The 18,739-nt window shown below is 57.9% G+C and carries 10 protein-coding genes; 4 read left to right on the forward strand and 6 right to left on the reverse strand.

Annotated elements, in window-relative coordinates:
• The first annotated feature begins 186 nt into the window (after nucleotides 1–186).
• Both A3850_RS17070 and A3850_RS17075 read left to right on the forward strand, forming a co-directional pair.
• Nucleotides 187–636, forward strand: coding sequence for a hypothetical protein (locus A3850_RS17070; RefSeq protein ID WP_068219941.1), 450 nt, complete (start codon nucleotides 187–189; stop codon nucleotides 634–636).
• Between the two features lie 56 nt (nucleotides 637–692).
• On the forward strand, nucleotides 693–3,785 hold the full coding sequence (locus A3850_RS17075; RefSeq protein ID WP_068219944.1) for a M4 family metallopeptidase: 3,093 nt from the start codon (nucleotides 693–695) through the stop codon (nucleotides 3,783–3,785).
• A gap of 277 nt (nucleotides 3,786–4,062) precedes the next feature.
• Here A3850_RS17075 and aspS read toward each other — a convergent pair whose 3' ends face one another.
• From aspS to A3850_RS17090, 3 genes are all read right to left on the reverse strand, one after another.
• Complete coding sequence (gene aspS / locus A3850_RS17080; protein WP_068219947.1) at nucleotides 4,063–5,829, reverse strand: aspartate--tRNA ligase; 1,767 nt, start codon at nucleotides 5,827–5,829, stop codon at nucleotides 4,063–4,065.
• A gap of 425 nt (nucleotides 5,830–6,254) precedes the next feature.
• Entirely contained in the window at nucleotides 6,255–6,872 is a 618-nt protein-coding gene (locus tag A3850_RS17085; RefSeq protein WP_068219950.1) for a hypothetical protein, read from the reverse strand.
• An 803-nt stretch (nucleotides 6,873–7,675) separates the two neighbouring features.
• Complete coding sequence (locus tag A3850_RS17090) at nucleotides 7,676–8,548, reverse strand: carboxypeptidase-like regulatory domain-containing protein (protein WP_068219952.1); 873 nt, start codon at nucleotides 8,546–8,548, stop codon at nucleotides 7,676–7,678.
• Nucleotides 8,549–9,129: 581 nt separating this feature from the next.
• Here A3850_RS17090 and A3850_RS17095 point away from each other — a divergent pair.
• Together A3850_RS17095 and A3850_RS17100 are read left to right on the forward strand one after the other, a co-directional pair.
• Nucleotides 9,130–12,618 carry a hypothetical protein gene (locus A3850_RS17095; protein WP_068219955.1) on the forward strand — a complete coding sequence of 1,163 codons (3,489 nt, stop codon included), beginning with the start codon at nucleotides 9,130–9,132 and terminating at the stop codon, nucleotides 12,616–12,618.
• 549 nt (nucleotides 12,619–13,167) lie between these two features.
• The gene (locus A3850_RS17100) at nucleotides 13,168–13,665 is read left to right on the forward strand and encodes an O-methyltransferase (RefSeq protein WP_082921935.1); all 498 of its coding nucleotides are present in this window, start codon (nucleotides 13,168–13,170) and stop codon (nucleotides 13,663–13,665) included.
• Nucleotides 13,666–14,033: 368 nt separating this feature from the next.
• Here A3850_RS17100 and A3850_RS17105 read toward each other — a convergent pair whose 3' ends face one another.
• From A3850_RS17105 to A3850_RS17115, 3 genes are read right to left on the reverse strand one after another with little or no spacing between them, the layout of a single operon-like run.
• Entirely contained in the window at nucleotides 14,034–14,789 is a 756-nt protein-coding gene (locus A3850_RS17105) for a LytTR family DNA-binding domain-containing protein (RefSeq protein WP_068219958.1), read from the reverse strand.
• The gene (locus A3850_RS17110; protein ID WP_068219961.1) at nucleotides 14,786–15,976 is read right to left on the reverse strand and encodes a sensor histidine kinase; all 1,191 of its coding nucleotides are present in this window, start codon (nucleotides 15,974–15,976) and stop codon (nucleotides 14,786–14,788) included. The genes A3850_RS17105 and A3850_RS17110 overlap by 4 nt, the downstream gene beginning before the upstream one ends.
• Before the next feature lie 5 nt (nucleotides 15,977–15,981).
• Entirely contained in the window at nucleotides 15,982–18,402 is a 2,421-nt protein-coding gene (locus tag A3850_RS17115; protein ID WP_068219964.1) for a TonB-dependent receptor, read from the reverse strand.
• Nucleotides 18,403–18,739 lie beyond the last annotated feature (337 nt).

Raw genomic sequence — 18,739 nt, forward strand, 5'->3', positions numbered from 1 at the left:
GCCCTCCTCAAAATCTTTGACGCGGGCTCGTTTGAAGCACTCGCCGTAGCGCTTGGTGGGACGGATCTTCCGATTTTTTGTTGACATTTCGATGCATTGGTGTCAACGTATTTGGTTTAGGACAGGCGCGCTCTAAAATCCAACTTCTAAAATCTAACGTCCCCGTCAAGAAGTAACTTTACCAACATGAAGCTCACGTCCCTAGCAAAGTACCCTTTGCTCCTTCTTGCCCTCTGGCTTTGCACCTGCGGCAGCGCCAAATCGTACACCAAGGCCTCGTTGCCCGCTGACTACCTGAGTTTCGGGAGCCAGGGTGGATTTACTGGTGGGGGGAAGACCTACCTGCTGCTACCCAACGAGGGTGGCCGGATTCTTTTCGACGACCCGGCCAGTGGTGAATTGCAGCCCCTCGGCAAATTGAAGGGGAAAGAACTGCGGGTCGTGCGCGCTGCGCTGGAGGAATTGGATTTCAGCAAGACCGGAGAACCGGGCAACCTGACGGCCAGCCTGACCCGCCACCGCAACGGTACCGCGGAGACCATCCAGTGGGCCGCCGGCGCCGACGGTGAGGCCAACCCGGCCCGGCAACTTTACCAGGAATTGATGGCGGCCGTACGCCGCTTGCGGGCCTCCTAAACCCTCTCCTACTCGCTTACTTCGCCGGAAATCGCCGGCAACAAAATTTTACTACCGTGTCCTTTCGTCTCTCCCACACCCTGACTTTTTGCTTACTCATCGTTTCCTTCGGACTGAGCGCCCAAACCGACGGCGACATCTTCAAAGAGCTCGGCGCCGCCAGCCATAATGGGCCAGTGCCGAGTCGCCTTGAACTCCGGGACGGAGAATGGCTACAACGACTCCGCGCTCAAACCGGGCAGGCCAAGTTCCGGTTCCAGACGGATCGTCTTCGGGCCGGCCAACTCCCCAAAACACCCGGACTGACCTTACTGACCGACCACGAAACCGGACGGGTGATCCGCGCCACCGGCCGACCACGTGCCCTGGCACCGAAAGCGCCGACGCGCAAGGATGCCCTCGACTACCTCGAACTGCTGGCCGAGGACCTCCAGCTCCGCGCCGGTGATGACGAGATCCGGCCGGGCGAACTACTCACCGACGAGCTCGGACAAACCCACGTGCGCCTGCAACAATTCTACCGCGGACTGCCCGTCAAACCCGCCGACGCCTACCTCCACGCTACGGATAGCCAAGGTTTTGACCTGTTTATGGGCCGCCTGCAACCCGCGCCGGAAGGCCTCCAGATAACACCCGGATTGTCCGTAGAAACCGTAATCACCGAAGCTAAGATCAGCTTCGGCAGTACGTGGCACCAGCTCAGTAGCCAGCAACTGGAATGGGTGGGCGAACCTCAAATCGAGGCGGAACTCGTGGTCTACTATCACGACGATATTGCAAGGCTTGCTTACGAACTGGAACTCCATCCCAACCTGGGTATCCACCTCACCCGCTATGTGGATGCGCACGACGGAACGACGATTCACGAACACTCCCACATTTGTGGGACGGCCGGACTGCACGCCGTGCTCCCGCCCACAACTGCCACCGCCCAGAACCTGTACGGACAAACGGTGACGCTAAACACCTTCAGCCAGGACGGTGGTTTCTTTCTTTTCGATCTGGCCCGCCCGATGGCCCGCACGGACGCCAATGGGGACGCCCAGGGCGTCATCCAAACCTTTGATGCCGCCGGCCAGAGCCCCCTGAACGACGGCTTTAACCCGGCCACCGGTTCGTCGGCGAACAACCGGGATTGGACGCGCAACGCCACCTCCGTGCACAGCAACGCCGGGATTGCCTATGAGTACTACCGGACGAATTTCAACCGTAACTCTATCGACGGCCAGGGAGGCTCCATTTACTCCTTTTACAATGTCAATGACGAGGACGGCGCCCAGCTCGACAACGCCTTTTGGGGTGGCCGGGCGATGTTCTACGGCAACGGCGACCAGGGTTTCCGCGACCTACCGAAGGCCCTCGACGTAGCCGGTCACGAGATGACGCACGGCGTGATCTCCGCTACGGCCAACCTCGTTTACGAGCTACAGCCGGGCGCCATCAACGAATCGCTCGCCGACGTTTTCGGTTACCTCATCGAGAACCGGACCAATGACTTCCGGCTCGGGGACGACGTCATCAACCCCGCCGTTTTCCCGTCCGGCGCCCTGCGTAACCTGCAGGACCCGAACAACGGTGGCAACCGATTTGGCGACCGGGGTTGGCAGCCGGCCCACACCGACGAGTACGTCAACCTGCCCAACGACCGGGATAATGACAACGGAGGTGTTCACGTCAACAGCGGCATTCCCAACCGGGCCTTTTACAACTTCGCTACTACGGCGGGCATCGGCGACGATCGCGCCGGCCAGGTCTACTACCGCGCCATGACGACCTACCTGACGCGGAGCAGCCGCTTCATAGATCTCCGCCTCGCCGTAGCCCGCGCCGCCCTCGACCTCTACGGGGCCGACGCGGAACTGGCCGCCAACACCGCCTTCGCCAACGTTGGCATCGGTGGGCCGGTAGATACCGGCGGCGGTGGCGGCACCACGCCGGAACAGGGTGGCGACTACGAAAATGACCTCAGCGTCAACCCCGGCGACCGCTTCATTTTACTGACGGATACGGACCGCAGCGCGCTCTACCTCGCCGACGAGGGCGGTAACATTCTGGCGAATCCACTCGCTACCGTCGCGCCCGGCAGCCGACCCAGTGTGACCGACGATGGTACGCTCGCGCTATTCATTGACGATGAGAACCAGATCCGTGGCTACGACTTCGTCAACGACGAGCTCTTCTTCCTGGAGGGCACCCCGGCTACCATTTGGCGCAATGTAGCCATCAGCAAGGACGGTCGTCTGATTGCGCTGACGACTACCGACCAGGACAACATCATTTACGTCGGCGCCCTCGCCAATGGCGATCTCGCTCCCATGGTGCTTACCAACCCCACCTTCGGGCAGGGCATCAGTACCGACAACGTGCTTTACCCCGACGCGATGGAGTGGGAGCCCGGCGGGGAGTTCCTCATGTACGACGCCCTCAGCCAACTCGACGACGGTCTGACCTTTTGGGACATCAACTTCCTCCGCGCCTGGGACGGAGATGCGGACACTTTTGGCGATGGTGACATCGTCAAACTCTACGACCAATTGGAGGAGGGGACGAGTATTGGCAACCCTACGTTCGCCAAGAATTCTCCTTACGTAATTGCTTTTGATCGCGTGAACGTCCCAGGCTCGAGTACGACCTACGCCGTCCTCGCCGCCAACATTGAGCAGGGAGAGACCGCGCTGGTCTGGAACAACGATGCCATCGGTTACCCCAACTACGGCGTTGCGGACGACTTCCTCCTCTTTGACGGTGAGACTGGCGACGGCACCGAGGTTCTGGCCGTCCAGCCCCTGATGGCCAATAAAATCACGGTGGACGGCAACCCCGGCGCCATCATCAACGGTGGCAGTTGGGGCACCAACTTCGCGACGGGCCAACGCGAACTCTCCGTTGCCCTTGATGCGCCCGTGGTGGAAAACACCGCGGTACGGCTGTACCCCACCGCTACTTCGGGGGCGGTTACGGTGGAGTTTCCGTTGCTCACGGGGCCCCGTCCCTTGCGGGTGTTGGATCTGAGCGGCCGCACGGTAACGACCTTCAACGTTGCGCATGACCGGGCCCAGCTCGACCTTTCCAACTTACCTGCGGGCCAGTATTATTTGGCGGTACCGGTGGTTGATGGGGTGGTGGTTAGAGCCGTTGTTAGACGGTGATTGAAGGGACTTTAGACGTTAGATTTTAGATCTTAGACGGGGGGCGGTCTAGGATCTTTCTTCAATATCTAAGGTGTGAAACGGCGCTAGATTTAGGGATTTTAGACGTTAGATTTTGGATCTTAGATGGGGGGCGGTCTAGGATCTTTCTTCTAAAATCTAAAGTCTCATACGGCGCTGTCGCGGGTACAGAGTAATTGGAGGAGGAACGGATTTTAGACGTTAGATTTTAGAGCGGTCGCGTCTAAAATCTAATTTCTAAAATCTAACGTCTGTCCTACTTCTCCTGAAGATTCAGCGCCAAACTCAACTCCTTCAATTGCTCCTCATCTACCCGCGCGGGGGCGTCGATCATCACGTCGCGGCCTTGGTTGTTTTTAGGGAAGGCGATGAAGTCGCGGATGGAGGCTTGACCGTTCATGACGGCGCAGAGGCGATCGAAACCGAAGGCGATGCCGGCGTGGGGAGGGGCACCGTACTCGAAGGCGCCCATGAGGAAGCCGAACTGCTCTTCCGCTTCTTCGGGGGTGAAGCCGAGGAGTTGGAAGTTCTTTTCCTGGAGGGCCCGATCGTAGATCCGGACGGAACCACCACCGATCTCGGCACCGTTAATGACGAGGTCGTAGGCATCCGCCTTAAGGGCCTTCATGGTCTCGTGGTCGCCGTTGAGCATCCGTTCTACTTCTTCCTTTTTGGGGCTGGTGAAGGGGTGGTGCATGGCGTGGAAGCGCTCGCTGTCCTCGTCCCATTCGAGGAGGGGGAAGTCGACGACCCAAAGGGGCTTGAATGTATCGGCGGGGATCATGTCGAACTCACCGGCAACGTGGAGGCGCAGGTTACCCATCTGGATGCGGCTCTTCTCGTCCTCACCGGAGATGACGAGCATGAGGTCACCCGACTGCGCGCCCGTGGCGGCGGCCCAGGCGGCGAGTTTCTCCTGGTCGAAGAATTTGTCTACGCTGGACTTGTAAGTACCATCCTCGTTACACTTTACGTAGACGAGGCCTTTGGCACCAATCTGGGGGCGCTTGACCCAGTCGGTCAGCTTGTCAAGTTGCTTGCGAGTGAGGCCAGCCTTACCGGGTACGCGGATACCGACGACGAGCTCGGCGGCGTCGAACACCTTGAAGCCCTGGTTCTGGGCGACGTCGTTGAGTTCCACCAATTCCATCCCGAACCGAAGGTCGGGCTTATCGGAGCCGTAGAGACGGATCGCGTCGTCGTACTGCATCCGGGGGAAGTCAGGCAGGTTGATGCCCTTCATTTCCAGGAACAGGTGGCGGGTGAGGCCCTCGAAGGTATTGAGGACGTCCTCTTGCTCCACGAATGCCATTTCGCAGTCGATCTGGGTGAATTCCGGCTGGCGGTCGGCCCGGAGGTCTTCGTCGCGGAAACACTTGACGATCTGGAAGTAGCGGTCGTAACCCGCCACCATCAGCAACTGCTTAAAAGTCTGGGGGCTTTGCGGTAGCGCGTAGAACTGACCTTCGTTGAGGCGGCTGGGCACCACGAAATCCCGTGCTCCCTCCGGGGTAGACTTGATGAGGAAGGGCGTTTCAACTTCCACGAAATCCTTCCGGCCGAGGTAGGCCCGTACGGCCAGGGCCAGTTTGGAACGGAAGATGATGTTGTCCTGCAGGGGTCGGCGCCGCAGGTCCAGATACCGGTACTGCATGCGGAGCTCGTCGCCGCCGTCGGTATCGTCCTCGATGGTGAAGGGCGGCGTTTTGGCCTTGTTGAGGATCGTCATTTCGCTGGCGATGATCTCGATGTTGCCGGTGGCCCGGTTGGGGTTTTTGTTGGTCCGTTCCCGTACGATCCCCTTCACCTGGATGACGAATTCCCGGCCGAGTTTCCGGGCGCGGTCGGCGAGTTCAGCGTTGTCGTCCTGGTCAAAAACGATCTGGGTGATGCCGTAGCGGTCGCGCAGGTCCACAAAGGTGAGGCCACCGAAGTCGCGCCCGATCTGTACCCACCCGGAGAGGGTGACGGATTTGCCGGCGTCGGCGAGTCGTAGTTGGCCGTTGTTGTGGGTGCGGAACATCAGGTAGTATTTTATAATGGTAGTCGGGTAGTCCGGTAGTGGTTTGATTGGGGGCGCGAAGGTACGGATTTGGCGGTATTGGTGGTAGCGGCGTTTGGAGGCGCGACCTCTGGTCGGGCTATTGCCTTGGGTTTACCTCTTTGCCCTAATTTTCGCAGGAGCTGGAGAGGTTGGGGAGGCCTGCGGCGCTGCGTTACAACCCGTCCCGAAGGGCCGGCTTGAGTAGCGATGGCACACCGTTAGGTGGCCCATTCTACTACAATGGGGGCCTGCCTAAATTCCTACAAGACTTATTTCGCAGGAGAGGTAGAGTATAGGAGAAAGAGAGGCCTGCGGCGCGCAACACCCCGTCCCGAAGGGCCGGCTTGAGTAGCGATGGCACACCGTTAGGTGGCCCATTCTAAAAACCGCCAAGTGGCCCATCGCTACCGCCGCACCGCCAACCCGTCCTCATCAATCAACAGGCGGCCGAGGCCCACGTCAAGTAAGACGTTGCCTGGATCTCCGTCATCGTCGAGAATGATGATGGCGTATTGGGGATTTTGGAGACCATCGGGGGTAAGCGTACCGGAGATCGCGTACAATTGGGTAGGGTTAGCGCTGCCCAACGTATATGTGAGGCGGGCAACGACGGTAAAATCGTCACCACTGGTCGTGTAGTAGGTGTCGGTTGTCTCCGCGTCCTCATTCGTGGAGCGAAAGCGTAAAGAGCGACTCGCCGGCTCTAAGTCAGAAAACGTAAAGAGGGCGGTATTGAAGCCATCCCCATCCCGCGTGTCTCCGGGGATATTGCTGGTCTCCTGTACGAGCAGATCCATCAGAAAGGTGCCGGTAAAATCTAGCGGGTCGGTGCCCTCATTAAAGTCAAAGCCGAAAGATTCCAGGGTTGCAAACGACGTTTCCCCCACAAACGCGCAAACCGCTTCGGTGCTACCGGGGAGCAGGTTTTTCCCACCGGGCGTAGCATCATCGTCGTCATCAGCACAGGCGATGGCGAGAAAAGGAAGGAGAAGGAATAGCAGAAGATAGTGCGGACGTACCATGGCAAGGGTTTTATTGGTACTGTCCGGTGTTCCTAAAAGGTCATCACCGGAACCGATTTATTTACAGCTGAGCACCTCGATTGCATGCGGGACTTACTACGAGGCGCTGCCGCAGGTGCGAGGAGATGGGGAACGCGCTCCCGGCCGGGCTGTTGCGAGGGGATTGGAGGCGCGACCTCTGGACGGGCATTTGCCGAGGGTTGACCTCACCGACGCACAATTTCGCAGGAGCAGGAGAGGCTGGAGAGGCCTGCGGCGCTGCGTTACAATCCGTCCCGAAGGGCCGGCATAAGTAGCGATGGCACACCGTTAGGTGGCCAATTCTACAGAAGTTGAAGCCTGCTTGCATTCCTACGAGACCTATTTCGCAGGAGAAGTAGAGTATAGGAGAATGAGAGGCCTGCGGCGCTGCGGCACACCCCGTCCCGAAGGGCCGGCCTGCGTAGCGATGGCACACCGTCAGGTGGCCCATTCTACTACCATGGTTGAAGCCTGCCTAAATTCCTTTGGAACCTATTTCGCAGGAGCAGGAGAGGTTGGGGAGGCCTGCGGCGCTGCGGCACACCCCGTCCCGAAGGGCCGGCCTGCGTAGCGATGGCACACCGTCAGGTGGCCCATTCTACAGAAGTTGAAGCCTGCTTACATTCCTACGAGATCTATTTCGCAGGAGAAGTAGAGTATAGGAGAATGAGAGGCCTGCGGCGCTGCGGCACACCCCGTCCCGAAGGGCCGGCCTGCGTAGCGATGGCACACCGTTAGGTGGCCCATTCTATCAGTTGACGATGAGCATATCAACTCAAAAACTACTCAACCACCCGCTCAACCACCACCTTCGTGAGTACCCTGGCATTCTTAGCATTTTTAACCAGCGTCCAATCCCCGTCACCGACTTTGCCCAATAATTGGTCTTCGGAACGGAATGGGATCATCCCAATACTGAAGTCCAGCTTATTAGGGTCCTCGCTGTATTGATGGAGCCACTCGAAGACTACGTAAAAGCCTTGGTCAGAGATGGGTACTTGGTAGTCACGCAGGTCGACTTTATTCTTGCCTTTCTTGAGCTTGACCACCACATCCTGAGTATTCAGTAATTGGCCCGGACAGTTACAGTCCTCGTCTACTGCCTGAAATTTGAGTCTAATGGGCGTCTCCAGTCTGGATACACGCCCTACGGTGAATTCTAGTTTTGCCAAGGTCCCCACTACCCCATCCTTATTCTCGATTCGTGACGCCAGCTCGTAGTTGGTCTGGATGTCTTTCTGGTAGTAGAAATAGGGCTTCTTAATCTTGTATTTAAATTCGTAATCTTCAAAGCCCACCTGCTCGTTGGCAACGACCTCCACCATACCGAGGCTGAACGATTGCGGGCTCAAGGCATAATTCTGACCCGCTAAGTACGCAGACAAAGGCACCCCCGCAGTTTGGTATCCGACAAAGGAGATCAGTAAGGAGTCCGTACCGGCAAAGTCATCCGCACATTTGAATCTGAACCGACCGTCCCCGTCAGTGTGGGTACCACAGGTGGAGGATTTTACGTAGACGGTGGCGTAGGCCAACGGCTCCCCTGATTCGTCAGTTACGGTTCCGGCGAATTCCGTCTGCGCGGCGAGGGTGTTGAGGCAAAGGGCTACGATAAACAGCAAGTAGGTGGCTGATCGGTGGTGTTTATTATGCATTGCAAGGGTTTGTTTCGTTATCGGTGTTCAAGGAAAATCTACTGAATGATAGTGATTATTTGGGAGATGGGATTGGAGGCGCGAACTCCAGTTGGTCTTTCGCGTAGGCTTGAACTCACCAACGCAAACTTTCGCAGGAGCTGGTGAGGTTGGGGAGGCCTGCCGCGCTGCGTTACACCCCGTCCCGGAGGGCCGGCTTGGGTAGCGATGGCACACCGTTAGGTGGCCCATTCTACAATGGTTGAGACCAGCTTAAGTCTCCTACGAAACTTATTTCGCAGGAGAAGTAGAGTATAGGAGAAGAAGAGGCCTGCGGCGCTCCGCAACACCCCGTCCCGAAGGGCCGGCCTGCGTAGCGATGGCACACCGTTAGGTGGCCCATTCTACTATGCGAGAAAGGGAGACCGACAGCACACCCTTAAACAAACGAAGATTCAACGTCACGTCGTCCGGACCAGAGGTCCGAAACCGGGGCTCCCCAACCCGACCAGAGGTCGGGTCTCCAAAACTACCCAACTGGGTAGGAACCCGCTCACCGTCGCTATCGAAATTTGTCCTTTCAACAGCTTCAACCACTTCACATGCGGTACTTCTACTTCAGCTTCCTCCTTTTGCTCTGCACCCGCGTCAGCGCCCAGTGCCCACCGGATTTTACTATCGTACTGGAAAATCAGGATGCCGTGGATCTGCACGTTGCGCTCTACCCGAACTGTACGGAGTTAGGTAACCTCACGCTCGGCGGCGCCGCGAATGACATCACTGATATCAGCGGATTCAGCGCCCTGGAGGAGATAGATTTTACGCTAAGGATCGAAGGCACCTTACTGACGGACCTCAGCGGGTTGGAAGGAATTAATTCACTCCGTACCCTACAAATTGAGGACAATTCCGCACTGACGAACCTGAATCAATTCGGGGATGACCAGACGATTATTTTTAATACACTGATTATTCAGGATAATTCGGTGTTGACGGACTGCGCGGTCACCGCGGTCTGCAATCAACTGAGTAGCAACGGATCGACGACCATCAGCAATAACACGGGCGATTGCGCGAGTACGCAACTGGTGCAGGATGCCTGTCTGGATGATTGCCCGGCGCAAACCCAATTTTTATTGGACCTCTACGCGGCGTTGGACGGGCCAAACTGGAGTAACCAGACCGGCTGGGGCAACCCCACCTGCGACCCGTGCGGTTGGGCGGGTCTTGATTGTGACGGGGATGGCAACGTCACCGAAATTTTCCTCGAAGGCAGAACCATCGGTGGTGTTTTGCCAGCTACTGGTTGGACGGCGTTGCCCGAGCTGCAACTCTTCCGGCTGTCCGTTACGAATACGGAAGGGGCGGTGCCGGACGAAATTTATGAATTACCGAAATTGCGGGAGATCAACCTGGCCTTTACCCGGTTAACGAGTTTGCCCGACCTCCCCCTGCCCGATTCCCTGCGCGTCCTCCGATTAAATGAAACGCGTGACCTGATCGGCGGATTTCCCGACCCGGCGGAAGCGGATAGTCTGGAAAGCTACACCGTCAGGAATAGTGGACTTACGGGGGAACTACCCTCAAGCCTCGCCACCCGGACTAAGTTGAGCCTGTTTGCACATACGCCTGCTTTATTTGGCGCCGGAGCGAGTGGCACGATGTTTGACCTATCTGGGCTCCCCAACATAGAATCGGTAACGATTAGCGCACCGAACATCACCGCCTGGGACAACTATCCCGCCACGCTCAGTAATCTTCCCAATCTAAAGTCAATATCAATTAACATTGGAATGACTACGCCAGGAATTCCGGCAGAACTTACTGGCTTACCCGAATTAATTACCTTCCAATACCGAAGCAACCAGGATGGATCACCGCCATTTCTAGCGGATGCCACGAAATTGAGACGTTACCTCATGGACCGTCACAACGGAACGCTCACCCTACCCGATACGCTGAAGATTTACGGTGGTACTGGTTTGGAAGAATTGGATATGTCCAGAGCAGGCATATCGGGTTGCTTCCCGGTATTCCCGCCTTCACTGGATAATCTCGAAGAGGTTTATTTTAATGATAATAATATCCGCGACACCCTGGGCGAACAATTCAATTTGAGCGAGCTGGACGAAGTAGATATTTCCAATAACCGCTTTACCGGCTTCCTGCCCGAATACGTCGGTAACCTCAACGTATTCTTTTCGAACTCGATCAGGTTTAACGACAATGAATTTGTCGGTTGCTACCCCGATTCTTACACCAATTTGGCGAGCGGATCACGGCGCCTGGCTGACTTTAGCGGCAACCCGGCCCTGAGAGATTTTAATAGCTTCATCAGCAACCCGAATAACGCGTGTAAATGTACTAACCCGGATTACGAAACGCTGCTCCGGATATATTACTCGACTGGTTTTAAAGACTGGACGACGGCCACGGGTTTCAGCTCCGCGGGCACGGTTGTGACCTGCAATTTTGATAATTGGCACGGCGTAACTACGGACGGCAACGGACTGGTCACCGGGCTTGATCTATCCAACAATAACTTGAGTGGGGAATTGCCCGTGGCCGTTGCTGAATTCACCCAACTGACCACGCTCGACCTGAGCGGTAACGCGCTAATGGGCTGTTATCCAGTCGGCTACGCGGACCTCTGCGCCATTAATCCTGATTTTAGCAATAACTCCGGGCTGCCAGAGGGCGGATCAACCACCTTTTTCGCGGACCGCTTTTGCCCCGACGCCTCGGATCGTTGCGGGGGTGACTGCCCAACGGGAGATATACTATTCAGCTCCGACGCGGAAATTCAGGACTTTCTGGACTTCTGGCCCAACTGCACTGAGATCGAGGGCAACCTGACGGTCAGCGGTGTGGACGTTGCGACGGGTGCCGGCCTCGATCGCTTCACCGACTTGCCACTGGACCTGACCATCAGTGGCACCACCCTCAGTAATCTCTCCAGCATCGGCGATCTGCAAACGCTCGGGGGTACGCTACTGATCTCCGGCAACGAGCAATTGACCGACGTCGGTTTTACCCAAATTTCTGCGGTAGCGGGAAGTGTGGTATTCGTCGATAACGAGCAATTAAATTCATTACAAATGCCGGTGCTCGACTCCGTGGGTGGCGACTTGATTTTACGCGACTTACCCTTACTCGTGAGCGATTATAATTTCGACAACCTGTTCACCATTGAGGGTGACCTAACGATCGACAACCTGGGCGTGACGCGTCTGGCGGGATTCCAAAACCTCTCCACCCTTGGTGGTCAACTCGGAATAAACGATAATGACGAACTGACGGAATTAGCCCTGTTTACGTCCACTACGGCAAGAGGTTCGGCGGCCGTTGGCCCCACGAGCGTGGGAGAACTCAGGGTCTTCGGCAACGCGATTCTACCGAGCCTGGAAGGTATCGGCACCTTCGACATCACCGGCGACGTATTAATCGGTATTAATGCCGCCCTGGAAAATTGCGCCGCGGAACCGGTGTGTAACCGTCTCGGCGTAAGTACGAACGACGTGACGATCGTCAGTAACGCCGCCGGGTGTAACGATGTGCCCGAGGTAGAATCCGCCTGTATGGCGCTGCCCGTTTCCTGGGTGGCCTTTACGGCCCGGGCGGCATCGAAATCCGTAAGCCTAAAGTGGATCACCGAAGATGAGTTCGACAACCTGGGTTTCCACATCGAGCGCCGCGACGACCAGAGCAATTGGACGGATATCGGCTTCGTACCCAGCGAAGGCGACCCAGCCCGCGCCGAATACGCATTTACGGATGCAGCCCCACTGGTCGGCACCGCCTACTACCGCCTCCGGCAAATCGATGCGGACGGTAGTTTCTCCCACAGCCCCGTGGAAACGGTCCGGCTGGCGGCGGCGACGCGCCTCTTCCCCAACCCTACGTATGGTCGGGTCACCGTAGCCGCCGAAGCCCCACAGACCCTCGTTTTGCTGGACGGCCTCGGCAGAGAAATGGCCCGCTACGTTCACCCCGGCGGCGGCGCCCAAGCGTTTGATTTGGCGGTGCCGGCGGGGGTTTATACGCTATCGTTTATGGGTAGCGGGGTGGTTGAGCGGGTGGTGGTTCGGTAGGGATAGGTGTAACAAAACGCTATTCCTGATTTGGGCGCTGCCGCGGGTGCGAGGGAATAGGAGGCGCGACCTCCGGTCGGGCTATTGCCTGGGATTGGCTTCAACGACATAAAATTTCGCAGGAGGAGGTGAGGTTGGGGAGGCCTGCGGCGCTGCGGCACATTCCGCCCCGGAGGGCCGGCTTGGGTTAGCGATGGCACACCGTCAGGTGGCCCATTCTACAGTGGTTGAGGCTCGCTGAAATTTCTACGAGACATATTTCGCAAGAGAGGTAGAGAATAGGAGAAGATGAGGCCTGCGGCGCTAAACACAACCCGCCCCGAAGGGCCGGCTTGCGTAGCGATGGCACACCGCGGCAGGTAGCCTATTCTACTACGGGTGGCGGGAGGCTGCGGTCCTAACATTCAACCCTTTAACCATCGGACAACTCAATCAAGTTATCGAGCTACCATAGGCGCGAGATTTGTACCTATACTAAATGCAACCCTCCCCCCCCCCCCACCCCACTACAACCGCCTGGCCACTCTTTGCGTAGTAAATGGCTTTACCATGCCCTCCGCTCTACCCGAAGGACAACTCCTCCGGACGCTGGTCGCCTCCAAGCCTGGTGGTAACATCCTGGAGTTAGGGACCGGTATGGGCCTATCCCTTGCCTGGATGGTCGACGGCCTACGTGGTGGCGCGTCCATCCTCAGCCTGGATAACGATACTCAGCTGGTGGACATCGTCTCCGCTGAGATACAAAACCCAGACGTCACCATTTTGACCGTTGATGGGGATGCGTGGATCCAACAGTACGACGGCCCCAAATTCGACCTCATCTTTGCCGACACCTGGCCGGGTAAATACCGGTTTTTGGAGGAAACCATCGACCTCCTGGCACCCGGCGGACTCTACGTTGCCGACGATATGAACGAACAAGCTAACTGGCCCGAGGGGCACGCGGAAAAGGCGGCAAAGTTGATTGAAACTTTAATTGATCACCCTAAGCTGGATTGTACCTACCTCGATTGGTCTACTGGGGTGATTTTGGGTACGCGGCTTTGAGGCAGTGGGTAAAATCTATCTGTAGTAAACTGTAGGGAGGGTATTTCGCAGGAGTTGGCGAGGTTGGGGAGGCCTGCGGCGCTAACCACAAACCGCCCCGAAGGGCCGGCTTGCGTAGCGATGGCACACCGTCAGGTGGCCCATTCTACTACAGTCAGGTGGCCCATAGCCCCCTAAAACAAAAGACCCAACCTCATGTCATCCGGACCAGAGGTCCGAAACCGGGGCCTATCAACCCGACCAGAGGTCGGGTCTCCAATATAACTGCGGCTAAAACCCCAAACGCCCCCACTCTAAAATCTAAAATCTAACGTCTAAAGTCCCTCACCTCCCCAACCCGACCAGAGGTCGGGTCTCCAATATTCCGATCACCCCCCAAGCCACCCCCGAAATCCCTTCACCCGCTGCCGACTCACCAAATTCTCCCCCTCCCCCGCAGGGCTCAGCCGCAGGCTCAACCTATGATTAAAGTAAGGCGCCGCCTGCTCCACGCTATCGATGTGGATGATCTGGCTGCGGTTAATGCGGTACCACTTGGCGGGGTCCAGTTCTTCGGCGAGGCGGTCGAGGGCATCGGTTAGTAGGTAGCGGGTGCCGGCCGTGCTGAGGGCGAAGGTGGAGCCATCCTTGGAGTACAGTTGCCGGAGATCCTCCACCCGGACGGGCACCCAATTCGGGCCCTTCTGCACGAGGAAGCGTTCGCGGTAGACGGGTTCTTTGTTTTGGACGAGTCTGGCCAATTGCTGCCAATCCGGGGCGGCGAGTTGGGCCTGGCGGGATTCCAGGGCGGAGAGGCTCCGTTCCAACTCCGTTTCGCTGATGGGTTTGAGGAGGTAATCGATACTATTGACTCGGAAGGCACGGAGGGCGTACTGGTCGTAGGCCGTCGTGAAGATGATGTTGCCGGCGTACTCCCCCGTTTCCCAGATGGAGAAGGCGAGGCCGTCCGCCAAGTGGATGTCGCTGAAGATGACGTCCGGATGTGGGAGGGTGGCCAGGGCGTGACGGGTGGCCTCAATCGTATCGGCCGTATGGGTGATGGCCCAGCCGGGGCGGGCGGCGGCGATCAGTTTCTGGAGGCGGCGGAGCGCGGGGGGCTCGTCCTCAATCAGCCAGCAGGTCATGCGGAAAAGGTTTTGAGGTTGTTGGGGGCGTCCCGCTCCAATTCCACGGTGGTGAGGAGAGGGATCTCAACGCTGTAGTTGCCGCCCTCCGTTGCGATGTTGATTGGCCGGTTGGTGATGGCGGCGTAGCGTTGGCGGAGGTTCTCCTGCCCCCAGCCGGTACTGTTCAGCAGTCCGTCGGCCCGTTTGTTGATGCGGTTCGTCACCCGTAGGTATTCGGGGCGGATCGTGATGCGGATCGTCAGGGGAGAAGCGGTGGATACGGTGTTGTGCTTAACGGCGTTCTCCACCAACAATTGGGCGGCCAGCGGTACGATCCGCTGCTTTCCTAATTTCGTGGGTAACCCATCCGCTTGGCTCCCTTGTCCATCCCCCGGCACCTGCGGCAGCGCCCTGTTTATCTCGCTCTGGATCGGTGGTGATGTCAGTACGTCCCACTCTACACGGAGTTTGTCTTCGAAGCGGACCTGCAGGAGGAAAATGTAGTCGCGCAGGGCCTCGAGCTCTTCGGAGAGGGGGATGGTTTCGTGGCGGCGGTAATCCAAAATGCGGCGGTAAACGGAGGAGAGGCGCTGGGTAAAACGGGTGGCTTTCTCGCTGTCTTCGGGGATGATGTTGACGAGCGTGTTGAGGGAATTGAAGAGGAAATGGGGGTTCATTTGCTGCTTCAGGACGCTGAGTTGGGCTTGCATATTCTCACGCGCCAGCCGCTCGCGCTCCAGCAAACTCTGGCGGTAGCGGACGAAGAAGTAGGCGCTTTCGTAGATGGACCCGACGAATAATACAATGATGTAACAGACCAAAACCTTGAAGAACAAGGGCTTTTCGACGGGCTGCCCCTTGAGTTCCATGGCATCCGTAACGAAGTCGACGTTGATGGAAATGACGATGACGATGGCCAGTAGTACGCCCATGATTGCGGCCAGGCGTTTGGCGATGTCGCTATCCCGGGGCAGCCGGCGCCGAAAATAGTAGAACACGTAGCGGCTGATGAACCAGTAGAGTACCGTGAGCGTGACCGAAATGCCGTAGCAAACGAGCATTTCGCCACCGCTTAGGGCTTCATCCCAACCGTCGAACAACAGGTTCGAGATCGCCGCGATGGGGAGGATGCCAAGTGCCATCGCGTACCGATCGTCGAAGCCAAAGTAGCGGAGGCGGTCTTCCGGAGAGATGAAGAAATTCATGGTGCTTAGAATTGGACGCGGTACTGAATATCGGGGAAGAAACCGGACTGCAGCACGGTATTGACCTCGCCCGTAACGGCGTTGAATCTACGCTGAAAAACGTTGTCGTTATCCGTAAGATTCTGGAAATCGATGAAAAAACTCTGGCTGAACTTCTTGCCATCAGAGTTAAGCAAGACGCCCAGTTTCAGGTCTGCCCGAAAGTAATTCCCGTAGCGTTCGGTGAAGGGCACCGAGTCGTCGCGGATGTCAACCCCCGCCATCCGGCTGGCTTCCAGATCGACCGGCGTGTACGGCCGGCCACCACTCGTCGTCACCTTGGCGTTGACGGTGAATCGGTGCTGTTTGGCCTTGCCGAAGGCCCACTCCCGACCCGCCAGGGCATTCAGGACGTAATCGTTGGCGAAGGCACCCGCACGATCGATGCCGTCGCTGCCGGCGTACTCGCTTTCGAAAAGGGAGCCGGTGAAGAGCAGGTACCAATTGTTGGCGAAGTAGTGCTCGAGCGTCAGTTCCACCCCGTAGTTGGCGCCCGTGCCGTCGTTGACGAGGTTGCCCCGCTCGGGAAAGACGAAGTCGGCGCCGGCGTTAAGGATGGAGAAGCTGCTGGGGAAAGCATCCACCGGCACGTCGAACAGGCTCTGGTAGTAGACCTCACCCTTTAAGCGCCAGTTGGGCGCGAAGGCGTAGTCGGCCCCGGCGACGAAGTGGTCGGCCTTGAGGAAACCGAGGTCCTGGTTGGCATCAGCGTTGCCCGTGGTGGGGTCGCGGAAGAAGTAAACGGGTAGGGCCGGCGTCTGGCTGTGGCGACCGTAAGCGGCCGTCAGCCCCAGTTTGCTGGTGGCCTGGTAGCGAAGGCCGAGGCGGGGCTCCAGTGCGGTGGCCTCGGCGAGGGAGAAGTACTGGCCGTGGAGACCGGCGTTGACCGTCAGCCGCTCCCCCACCCGGTAGCGGGCCTGGCCGAAGAGTTGGTAGAGGCCGAAGTTGCCGTCAAAATCGCGGATGGCGATCAGGTCGCGTTGGCCGTCACCGTCGAGGTCGGGGGAGCCGTTGCGGTCCTGGAACTGGGTATTGAGGTGGCTGGATTCCGCCTGGAGCCCGGCCCGCACCGTCAGCCGTTTGTTGATCTTGGAATTGAGGTAGGACTTGAGGCTGTAGCGGGTCGTCCGGTCGTCCACGTCGGTGAGCAACAGGCCGTCACCGCCCTCTTCGTTGAGGTCGTATTCCACGTAAGTGTTGCCCTGGACGTTGGAGGAAAGGATCGTCCGCAGATAGGTATTGTCCCCCGTGATGAGGTTGTGGCGGACGCCCAGCACCCCAAAAAGGCTCTCCACGTAGGAGTTACGCGTTGCGTCGGCGAAGAGGTCGTTCTCGTCAATCTCGTTGCCGAGGAAGTCGATGTTGCTCGTTCCACCGATCCCGAAGATGGAGAACTTCCCGGCCTTGCCGTTGCCAAAATCGACGTTGAAGGTCAGGTCTCGGTAGTCCGGCGTAGCGGCCGTCCCGACGGGGATGCCCAGTTCGGTAGCCAGCCCGACGAAGCTGTTGCGGAAGCTCGCCACGAAGCTGCCCTTCTTGTTATTTAGCGGCCCTTCGGCCATGGCTTCGAGGCCGGAAAAGGTACCGAGTTGGGCCATGAATTCGTAGCGGTCGCGGTTGCCCCGCCGTAGGGACAGGTCAAAGACGCCTCCGATGGCGTTCCCGTACTCGGCGGCGAAGGCGGAGGTGGCGAATTCGGAATTGGCCAGGAGGTTGGGGTTGAGCGCGGAGACCGGTCCACCCGTCGTCCCCAGCGTAGAGAAGTGGTTGGGGTTGGGGATCGGGATGCCTTCGAGTTGCCACAGCAGGCCCATGGGGGAGTTGCCGCGGATGACGATATCGTTCCGGCTATCGTCGGAGGTCGCCACGCCGGCCAGGTTGGAGGCCATCCGCGATACGTCGGCCCGCCCCCCGGCGAAGCGGTTGACGCTCTCGGCGGTAAAGGTCTGGCTGGAAACGGTGGCCATTTCGTTGAGGGATTCACCGTTGCGCGTCCCCGCCGTCACCGTCACGGTTTCCAGCTCGGAGACGCTCTCGGCGAGCCCGAGGTTCAGGATGACGTCCTTGCCCGCCGTCACCAGGATGTTGGGTACGCCCTGGGTTTCGTAGCCAAGGTAGCTGAGGCGCAGCGCGTGCCGCCCGGGTGGTACGTCGCCGATGGAGAAGTAGCCGTCCAGATCGGTCGTCACCCCCCGATTGGGTTCGAGGGAGGTCAGTTCCACCGTAGCGCCAATGAGTGGCATTTCGGACTGGGCGTCGAGTACCTGCCCTTTAATGGTCTGAGCGGCGAGCCCGTGGCCGAGGGCGATGGAAAAGAAAAGGATCAGGATAATGATGGCGGTGCTGGTGCGGTCCGCCTGGGAAAAAGGTGAGTGTAAATTCTTCATGGTGTTGTTTTGATTTGCCACGAAGTACGGTGGGCGGCTGAGGTGGTGGAATTGGTTTTTGGGTGAATCGTCGTATTGGTGGGGTGAATGGTTATGGGGATTTGGTTTCACTTACCTCTTGTGGGTGCCTCCGGCGGTTGCGCAGGAGAGGTAGAGAATTAGAGAACCAGAGAAATTTAAAACGACCATTTTCTCCCGGAGGGAGAAGCCAGTTAGCCTAGGGTCAAGGAGGCCGCAGGCTGAACGACCCTAGGTATTCGTTAATTCCGGGGTGGTAATGATGCCTCCGGCGGTTTCACAGGAGAGGTAGAGAATTAGAGAACCAGAGAAATTTAAA

This window comes from Lewinella sp. 4G2 (assembly GCF_001625015.1).
Lineage (GTDB): Bacteria > Bacteroidota > Bacteroidia > Chitinophagales > Saprospiraceae > Neolewinella.

What these genes read in the sequence shown, in the direction of transcription:
- A3850_RS17105 (WP_068219958.1), bottom strand. Translation starts at nt 14,789, where the DNA reads ATGACCTGCTGGCTGATTGAGGACGAGCCCCCCGCGCTCCGCCGCCTC.
- A3850_RS17090 (WP_068219952.1), bottom strand. Translation starts at nt 8,548, where the DNA reads ATGCATAATAAACACCACCGATCAGCCACCTACTTGCTGTTTATCGTA.
- A3850_RS17110 (WP_068219961.1), bottom strand. Translation starts at nt 15,976, where the DNA reads ATGAATTTCTTCATCTCTCCGGAAGACCGCCTCCGCTACTTTGGCTTC.
- A3850_RS17100 (WP_082921935.1), top strand. Translation starts at nt 13,168, where the DNA reads ATGCCCTCCGCTCTACCCGAAGGACAACTCCTCCGGACGCTGGTCGCC.
- A3850_RS17115 (WP_068219964.1), bottom strand. Translation starts at nt 18,402, where the DNA reads ATGAAGAATTTACACTCACCTTTTTCCCAGGCGGACCGCACCAGCACC.
- A3850_RS17085 (WP_068219950.1), bottom strand. Translation starts at nt 6,872, where the DNA reads ATGGTACGTCCGCACTATCTTCTGCTATTCCTTCTCCTTCCTTTTCTC.
- A3850_RS17095 (WP_068219955.1), top strand. Translation starts at nt 9,130, where the DNA reads ATGCGGTACTTCTACTTCAGCTTCCTCCTTTTGCTCTGCACCCGCGTC.
- aspS (WP_068219947.1), bottom strand. Translation starts at nt 5,829, where the DNA reads ATGTTCCGCACCCACAACAACGGCCAACTACGACTCGCCGACGCCGGC.
- A3850_RS17070 (WP_068219941.1), top strand. Translation starts at nt 187, where the DNA reads ATGAAGCTCACGTCCCTAGCAAAGTACCCTTTGCTCCTTCTTGCCCTC.